At 60.8% G+C, this 6,636-nt stretch carries 10 protein-coding genes; 6 read left to right on the top strand and 4 right to left on the bottom strand.

Going from position 1 to position 6,636, the window contains the following annotated elements:
- Positions 1–400: 400 nt before the first annotated feature.
- Positions 401–916, bottom strand: coding sequence for an IS66 family transposase (locus CKO42_RS25320; protein ID WP_200251635.1), 516 nt, complete (start codon positions 914–916; stop codon positions 401–403).
- Between the two features lie 44 nt (positions 917–960).
- On the opposite strand from CKO42_RS25320, the gene CKO42_RS25315 reads away from it, so the two are divergent.
- Positions 961–2,244, top strand: a complete 1,284-nt coding sequence (locus CKO42_RS25315; RefSeq protein ID WP_200251625.1) for an ISKra4 family transposase — start codon at positions 961–963, stop codon at positions 2,242–2,244.
- A gap of 62 nt (positions 2,245–2,306) precedes the next feature.
- Complete coding sequence (locus CKO42_RS28070; RefSeq protein ID WP_274608970.1) at positions 2,307–2,435, top strand: hypothetical protein; 129 nt, start codon at positions 2,307–2,309, stop codon at positions 2,433–2,435.
- Between the two features lie 334 nt (positions 2,436–2,769).
- On the opposite strand, the gene CKO42_RS25310 is transcribed toward CKO42_RS28070, so the two are convergent.
- The 3 genes from CKO42_RS25310 to CKO42_RS25300 form a co-directional block, all read right to left on the bottom strand.
- Complete coding sequence (locus CKO42_RS25310; RefSeq protein ID WP_200251622.1) at positions 2,770–3,153, bottom strand: flagellar protein FlaG; 384 nt, start codon at positions 3,151–3,153, stop codon at positions 2,770–2,772.
- Between the two features lie 226 nt (positions 3,154–3,379).
- Complete coding sequence (locus CKO42_RS25305) at positions 3,380–3,877, bottom strand: GNAT family N-acetyltransferase (RefSeq protein WP_200251615.1); 498 nt, start codon at positions 3,875–3,877, stop codon at positions 3,380–3,382.
- Entirely contained in the window at positions 3,874–4,146 is a 273-nt protein-coding gene (locus CKO42_RS25300; RefSeq protein WP_200251612.1) for a type II toxin-antitoxin system TacA family antitoxin, read from the bottom strand. Before CKO42_RS25300 ends, CKO42_RS25305 begins: the two co-directional genes overlap by 4 nt.
- Positions 4,147–4,202: 56 nt before the next feature.
- On the opposite strand from CKO42_RS25300, the gene CKO42_RS25295 reads away from it, so the two are divergent.
- From CKO42_RS25295 to CKO42_RS25280, 4 genes are all read left to right on the top strand, one after another.
- Positions 4,203–4,619: an RpnC/YadD family protein gene (locus CKO42_RS25295; RefSeq protein ID WP_200251609.1), complete on the top strand. Its 417-nt coding sequence runs from the start codon at positions 4,203–4,205 to the stop codon at positions 4,617–4,619.
- Between the two features lie 121 nt (positions 4,620–4,740).
- Positions 4,741–5,361, top strand: coding sequence for a DUF6036 family nucleotidyltransferase (locus CKO42_RS25290; protein ID WP_200251605.1), 621 nt, complete (start codon positions 4,741–4,743; stop codon positions 5,359–5,361).
- Positions 5,361–5,819, top strand: a complete 459-nt coding sequence (locus CKO42_RS25285) for a hypothetical protein (RefSeq protein WP_200251597.1) — start codon at positions 5,361–5,363, stop codon at positions 5,817–5,819. Before CKO42_RS25290 ends, CKO42_RS25285 begins: the two co-directional genes overlap by 1 nt.
- Positions 5,820–5,981: 162 nt before the next feature.
- Positions 5,982–6,605 carry an RpnC/YadD family protein gene (locus CKO42_RS25280; RefSeq protein WP_200251594.1) on the top strand — a complete coding sequence of 208 codons (624 nt, stop codon included), beginning with the start codon at positions 5,982–5,984 and terminating at the stop codon, positions 6,603–6,605.
- Positions 6,606–6,636 lie beyond the last annotated feature (31 nt).

The following is a 6,636-nucleotide window of genomic DNA, read 5'->3' as shown; positions in this document are numbered from 1 at the left end:
TCGGCCGTGGCGCGCACACCGACCCCGCGCGCAGCGAGGAGAATGATCTGGGCGCGCTTGACCAATCCTTGGGGCGCGTTGTGTCGGCGCTCCAGCGCTTGCAGGACGCGAGCGTCTTTGTCAGAGACGTCAACTGGGGCTGCAGTACAGCGCGGCATAGGTGAGAACCTCAGGGTCAGGAGCAATGTGAATGAGGAGAATGATAACGCTACTATCTGGGAACGGTCTCAGGTGTTTAACAGGGCTGCACTAGGGCGCTGAGCAGGGCGATCAGGGGCACTTGCCGCTCGGCCGGCAGGCGATTCCAGTCGATCGTGGTCTTGTTGCTCACGCCGCTGATCCAGCCATCGTTCCAACTCCAACAACGCTTTAGCATCAAGTATTGTAACTTCTCAATAAGTCACGGCACGCCCGCGGCCACCGCTCGCTCACGGACAATGTCCGGCAACGGCGGAATCGTGCCGGTCTGCTCAATGCGATCGTTGAGATACTCCCAAAAAGAGATGCCCAACTTGCGGCAGGTCTTCTTCAAACTGGCAAAGGTATCGCGGCATCGTCGCCCGAGGTCACTTCGGGTGCCGCCGCTGATCTTGCGCCATTTGACGTAGCCGCGGATGTCGTTCTCACTGCTATTGGTATGCAGCGGGATATCGGGGCGCAGCAACACCAGCAGCAGTTCGCTCTGGTGGCGATGTAGCCGCTTCAAGGTCTGGTTGAGGACGGCAAAGGAGGTCTTCTGGGTGAAGATCGCCTCGAAGCGCTCGCGCAGCGGGGCGATGGCTGCGGGATCGGGGTCACGCTGGTAGGTTTTGAGATCAGCATAGAGCGTCCAGATCTGATCGCGCACGCTTTGCTGATCGGCGCGCTGCGGCGCATTGAGGGGGTGCTGCCTAGCATAAATGTGAATTTGAGCCATACTTTCATCACCTCCCCCTCCTGCCAACGATTTGGAGACACCTGATGGAAGCCAACATCATCGCCCACGACGAAGATCAAGTGACCGTCCAAGTGTGTATCGATCTCAGTGGGACGATGCTCGAGGCCGAGGGGCAGATCCAAGACGCGTGCAATGCCATTGGTCGCGCGGCTAGTCTTGAGGCGCTCAAGCGCTTCGAGACTGACGGCACACCGATCATGCTTGGAGCCATTAAGTGGACGCGTCGCTGCACCTCGCACCAGACCTACCAGACGCCCTACGGACCGGTTGGGTTGGAGCGCCATGTCTACCAGACGTCCCAGGGCGGCAAGATCTATTGTCCCTTGGATGCGGACGCCCGCATCATCCGTCACGCCACGCCCCTCTTTGCCAAGCAACTGTCGCACAAATACGCCCAGATGAACGTCAATGCGGTGTGTGCCGATCTGAGCGACAACCATGGACGTCCCGTCACGGCCTCTTATGTGCAAAACGTCACCGACTGGGTCGGTGCGATTGCGATGGCCCAGGAAGAGACGTGGGACTATACCCTGCCGGTGCTGGATCAACCCGTGGCCAGCGTCGCCATCAGCCTCGATGGGGCCATGCTGGCCATGAAGGAGGAGGGCTGGCGTGAAGCCATGGTCGGCAGTCTCTCGCTGTATGATCCCGCCGGCGAGCGCCTGCACACGATCTATGTGGCCGCGACGCCTGAGCACGGCAAGGCGGTCTTCCTGCAGCGGATGACACAGGAGATCGAGCGCATCAAAACCCAGTATCCCAACGCCTTATACCTCGGCATTGCTGACGGTGCCGCGAGCAACTGGTCCTTCCTGGAGCAACACACCGAGCGGCAACTCCTCGACTATTTCCATGCCGCCGAACACCTCCCCGCGATCGCCATGGCCGCCTATCCCGGCAAGACCGACAAACCCAAGCGCGAGCAGTGGCTGCATGAACAGCGTCATCAGCTCAAGCACGAGCACGGCGCCGTGCAGGCGGTGATCGAGGCGGCGCAACGCCTCACCCACAAGCGCTCACTCTCGCGCAGCGTCAACGCGGATCTGCAAGCGGCCCTGACCTATTTCTCCAACCAAGCTGCGCGCATGGACTATGCCCAGCACCTCAGCGAACACCTGCCGATTGGCTCCGGGGTCATCGAAGCCGCTTGCAAGACCCTCGTCAAGCAGCGTCTCTGTGGTGCCGGCATGCGCTGGAAGCAGCGCGGCGCGAAAATCATTCTCAGTCTCCGGGCACTCGTGCAATCGACCGGTCGCTGGGCTCAGTTCTGGCAGAAGATCAATCAGTTTGGAGCCCAACCTTGCTAGGACATTGTTCTTAGGCAGCACCCTGGAGACCGCGCTACGCCGGCAACCGGCTCTACGGCGCCATGGCCTGGCTGACGGCCGATGCCGGCGCCGAGGCGATGCTGGAAAACCGCGGGCTGTTCAGCATCCGAGCCACCGGCGATTCGGCCAGCATCCTCAACGACGCCGACTTTCGACCGCGCGCTTGGTAGCATGCGCAGATCGGCATCGCCGAGCAGGCCCGCCATCCGCGCGACGCCTTCGGCCTCTATGCCGTCGCCACAGGCTATCCCAAAGGGCTCGCGCGCAGTCACGGTCTGCAACCCACCGGCCTGGAAAGGCGTCTACGACCTGCCCTGGGGCGGGCATCGAGTGCGCGTCATCGTCCTCAACCGCATCAGCAAACACCCGCGCAACGCGCCCTGGGAACGCTTCAGCGCCTCAAAGGGCTCGATCCCGCCATCATCGAAGCCTGGTTGGCGAAACAGCGCAGGGATCACTGAGAGAGAAAACGGGGCTTGATCCTGCAGCGCTTCCCCCAAGCCCTCAAGCCTGAAGATTCACCAAGTCACCGCGTGCGGTCTGGGTCATCTCCATGATCTTCTCCGCCATGCGCAGCACCTCCTCCGGCGGGATCTCGCGGATCACATCGCCCGACTCGCTGTCGACAATGCGCGTGATCAGGCGCTCGCCCGGCGGCTCGCTCATCTCGAACTGCACGCCATCATTGTTCATCACCTCGTTCACCCGCTGCAGCGGCTCCTCCAGATCACTGCGGCCCGGGGCCTGATGACTCTGCGCTTGCGCCAGCGTACTGCCGACGCTAGGCAACGCCTGCAGCAAGCCCTCCAAGCGCTGGCGCGGGTTGAGCTGGTTGACCGGGGCGGTGTTCGGGGCGGTTTTACTGATATCGGTGATGGCATTGGACATGAGAGTGGGCTCCTTATCAGACGGTTAGCAGAATCGGACGCTGAATCGAAGCGCGGCCCGATAGCCGCGAAGGCGAGGGCGACACTGCGTGCACCGAGACGATCAGCCTCGAGTTCGAGTTCGAGCCCCGCGCTCGCGACCCTGCGCCTGCTGACCGGCCGGGCTAAACCGTGGTCCGTCCCGGGTTTCTTCACAAGCCCCGGGTTTTCTCTGCAGCCCGGCCTCTCTAATGGTTCTTCCGCGGGTGCAACGCCAGCATGAGCGTCATGGGATTGGCCGGTGATGGCATAAAACCGTAGTGGGTGTAGAACTTGAGAGCCGACCCGTTAAGGGCGTGTACCATCAGCGCACGCACACCGATCTGTTCAGCCACGGAGACGGCGCGTCGCAAAGCGTCCTGCAGCAAGGCACCGCCGATGTGCTGTCCCTGAAAGCGTTGGTCAACGGCCAGCCGGGCGAGCACCAGAACCGGCACCGGATCTGGCATGTTGCGCCGGATCTTCCCCGGCGAGTCCTGATGCGACACCGTGCCGGCGGCTAAAGCGTCATAGGCCATGACATGGCCTGTGTCACTGGTCACCACAAAGGTCCGGCTCGCTCCCGACGTCTGGTTGGACAGTGCCCGGTGTCGTAGCCACTCATCGAGCGACGATTCACCGCAAGAAAAATCCCCAAGCTGGTGTTCGGCCGACAACGGCTGCGGTCGCAAAAGGCTCTGGGTCATGTCGACTCGGTATCCCAGGGTGCCTTGATCGCCATCAGCCGTTCCAGACCCACATTGGGTGTCGGCGGTGCGTCGAGCACAGCGAGAAATTGCTCAAATTTATCCGCATCCAGACTGAAAAAGACTCGGTCAAGCAGCACGGATTGGGCGCGCTCACAGGCGGCTTCTAGCATAAAGTCTGAGCGGTTTTTACCCAGCGCCGAAGCCGCTTGGTCAATGAGATCTCGCTGCTCGGGCAGGGCTCTGAGGTTGATCGCAGCATCGCGCATGGCGGCATTCCTGTATATCGATTAGATACACAAAGTATTGACGCTGTTTCTGGCTGATGTCAATCGGCACTTTGGGCTGCCGCGTTGACTTCCGCTGTCCGAGGGTCAAACTGCTCAACGATGCTGAACTCGATCGGCTCATCACCCGCTGGCTCAAGCGCCATCTCCGGCGGCTTGGTGCACAGATCGACCTTACACAGATCAACTCACTCGTCGAGGACAAAGCGATGTTGGCCGAAAATCGACAACACTGGGCAGAACGCGAGCGCCAGGAGGGCCGAAAAGAAGGCCAAAAAGTGGGCCGCAAAGCGGGCGTGGAGGGCACACTCCGCAAGCTCATCACCCTCAAATTCGGCGACATCCCCGAAACCGCATCCAAGCGCCCAGAGCAAGCCACGGACGAGCAACTGGATACCTGGCTCGAGCAGATCCTCACCGCCAACTCGCTCGACGACCTCTTCGCGACAAGGTGATGACCGCACCAGCCTCAAGCTCGAGCCCGCGCACGCTCATCACCGCCGTGTGCCTGCTGACCAGCCAGGCTAAACCGTGGTCCGTCCCGGGTTTCACGCCGGGTTTCACGGGTTTCTCCAAGTGTCCATAGACCCGGGCGAGTCTCCCACCATCGAGCCCAATACCGCGTTAGGGCGTGCGCTCGTGGCATTTTTTGATGTGCTTGAGCCGGTGTACGCGAGTGGCGAGAAGGGCGTTTTCCAAGTCATCGTTTTCGGTGGCTGCGCAGTCCACGTGCATACACAGGCGCGCGGGAGTGCGGATGTTGATGCTGAGATGGCATCCCACGGCTACGCTGATCCGGCCGAAATCGTTGCCCTTCTTGGTGAGGACGCCTATGTCTTCACGAACGAAGAAGGCGTGACGCAGATGCTGGAGTTGGACCCCAGCTTCAACACGACGCTTGCTCCGCTCCACGAAGACTACGAAAGTCGCGTCATCCGGCTGATGACGCAAAGTAGCGTGCGCAACGTCGAGGTCTATGTTGCAAGTGCGCTCGATGTGGCCATCACAAAGCTGGGTCGATTTGGTGATCGCGATCAGCAGGATATCCTGGCGCTGTTGCAGCTTCGTGAGGTTGATGTCGGCGAGTTTGAACGATTAACGCGAGAAGCGATCAGCTATGCTGTTGGCGATCACGCCCGTCTCCTAGGCAATTTGAACGTTGTACTCGACAGCTATAACCGCAGCGAGGATCGGTGATGACGGTTTCCGATACACATCAACAGTTGTATCAGGTCGGTGCGCACCCTCTTGAACGCTCTGTCGATGAGGTGAAGCAGCTCGCAGAAGCGATCTGGTATCACGGGTATCGCCCAACGCGGGCGGAACTGGAGCGGCTGCGCGACCTGATGCCTCGCGATGGGTTCCAGCGGACACTTTGTGTGCTCGAACTGCTGAGTCAGTATCCGGTGTGTCGCCGTGATACCGCACGACACTTGCAAGCACTCACCCGGCAATTCCACCGGCAACTGTTAGGACATGACGACACGCCCACCCAAGGGCGCTATTCCCCTAGCAAGCGGTGGGGCCTGAGTGATGCAACTGCACCGCTGCGCAAGGCGCTGTTGCCGCTGCAGACACGGACGTATGCGGATGCCACAGGGCATCAGCATGGCTTGAGCGGATCGAAGGCAGGGCCGCGGCAAGAACGTCCATAATAGGGCGCCCTCAGAAAGCTCATCACCCTCAAATTCGGCGAGATACCCGAGTCGGCATCCAAGCGCCTAGAGCAAGCTACGGACGAGCAACTGGACACCTGGGTCGAGCAGATCACCGGTGATGCTGACAGCGGCCGACGCTACGCCAACAAACTCATCGATGTGCGTACCCATGAAGGCCGCGACCTCTGGGTGCTGGTCCACACGGAAGTGCAGGGCGCGGCCCAGACCGAGTTCGCCAAGCGCATGTTCCAGTACAACTACCGCATCCGTGACCGCTACGACCGTTCAGTCGTCAGCCTCGCCGTGCTCAGCGACACCAATCGCCAGTTTCGCCCCTCGAGCTACGAAGACGGGCGTTGGGGCTGTCGCATCCTGTTTGAGTTTCCAACAGTCAAACTACTCGACTACACCGAACCCGAGCGCTGGGCGGAACTCGAAGCCAGCGACAACGTCTTCGCCCTCGTGATCATGGCGCAGATCCGCGCCAAGGTCACCGACGATGCCGAAACGCTCAAAGGCTGGAAATTCCGCCTCATCCGCATGCTCTATGAGCGCGGCTACGAGCGCCCCTTGATCCTGCAGCTTTTCCGCCTCATCGACTGGATGATCCGCCTGCCCGAGGGGCTCGAAGTGGACTTCCGCCAAGAACTTTATGCCTACGAGGAGCAACAACGCATGCCATACAACCATATATGGTCCGCCCCGCGATGCAAGAGCCACTTGACTGTTCAGCAGAAGGAAACGTTGCGGCCATATATCCGGCGTCGTGATGAGGTGGCGTGATCGCTCCTCGCGCCCTGATGGAATCCGCGCG

It is taken from the genome of Lamprobacter modestohalophilus (genome assembly GCF_016583905.1).
In the GTDB taxonomy this organism is placed as follows: domain Bacteria; phylum Pseudomonadota; class Gammaproteobacteria; order Chromatiales; family Chromatiaceae; genus Lamprobacter; species Lamprobacter modestohalophilus.
The sequence above is the reverse complement of the archived record's forward strand: the minus strand, read 5'-3'. Positions and strand labels throughout refer to the sequence as shown.

What these genes read in the sequence shown, in the direction of transcription:
- CKO42_RS25320 (WP_200251635.1), bottom strand. Translation starts at nt 916, where the DNA reads ATGGCTCAAATTCACATTTATGCTAGGCAGCACCCCCTCAATGCGCCG.
- CKO42_RS25315 (WP_200251625.1), top strand. Translation starts at nt 961, where the DNA reads ATGGAAGCCAACATCATCGCCCACGACGAAGATCAAGTGACCGTCCAA.
- CKO42_RS28070 (WP_274608970.1), top strand. Translation starts at nt 2,307, where the DNA reads ATGGCCTGGCTGACGGCCGATGCCGGCGCCGAGGCGATGCTGGAAAAC.
- CKO42_RS25310 (WP_200251622.1), bottom strand. Translation starts at nt 3,153, where the DNA reads ATGTCCAATGCCATCACCGATATCAGTAAAACCGCCCCGAACACCGCC.
- CKO42_RS25305 (WP_200251615.1), bottom strand. Translation starts at nt 3,877, where the DNA reads ATGACCCAGAGCCTTTTGCGACCGCAGCCGTTGTCGGCCGAACACCAG.
- CKO42_RS25300 (WP_200251612.1), bottom strand. Translation starts at nt 4,146, where the DNA reads ATGCGCGATGCTGCGATCAACCTCAGAGCCCTGCCCGAGCAGCGAGAT.
- CKO42_RS25295 (WP_200251609.1), top strand. Translation starts at nt 4,203, where the DNA reads ATGTCAATCGGCACTTTGGGCTGCCGCGTTGACTTCCGCTGTCCGAGG.
- CKO42_RS25285 (WP_200251597.1), top strand. Translation starts at nt 5,361, where the DNA reads ATGACGGTTTCCGATACACATCAACAGTTGTATCAGGTCGGTGCGCAC.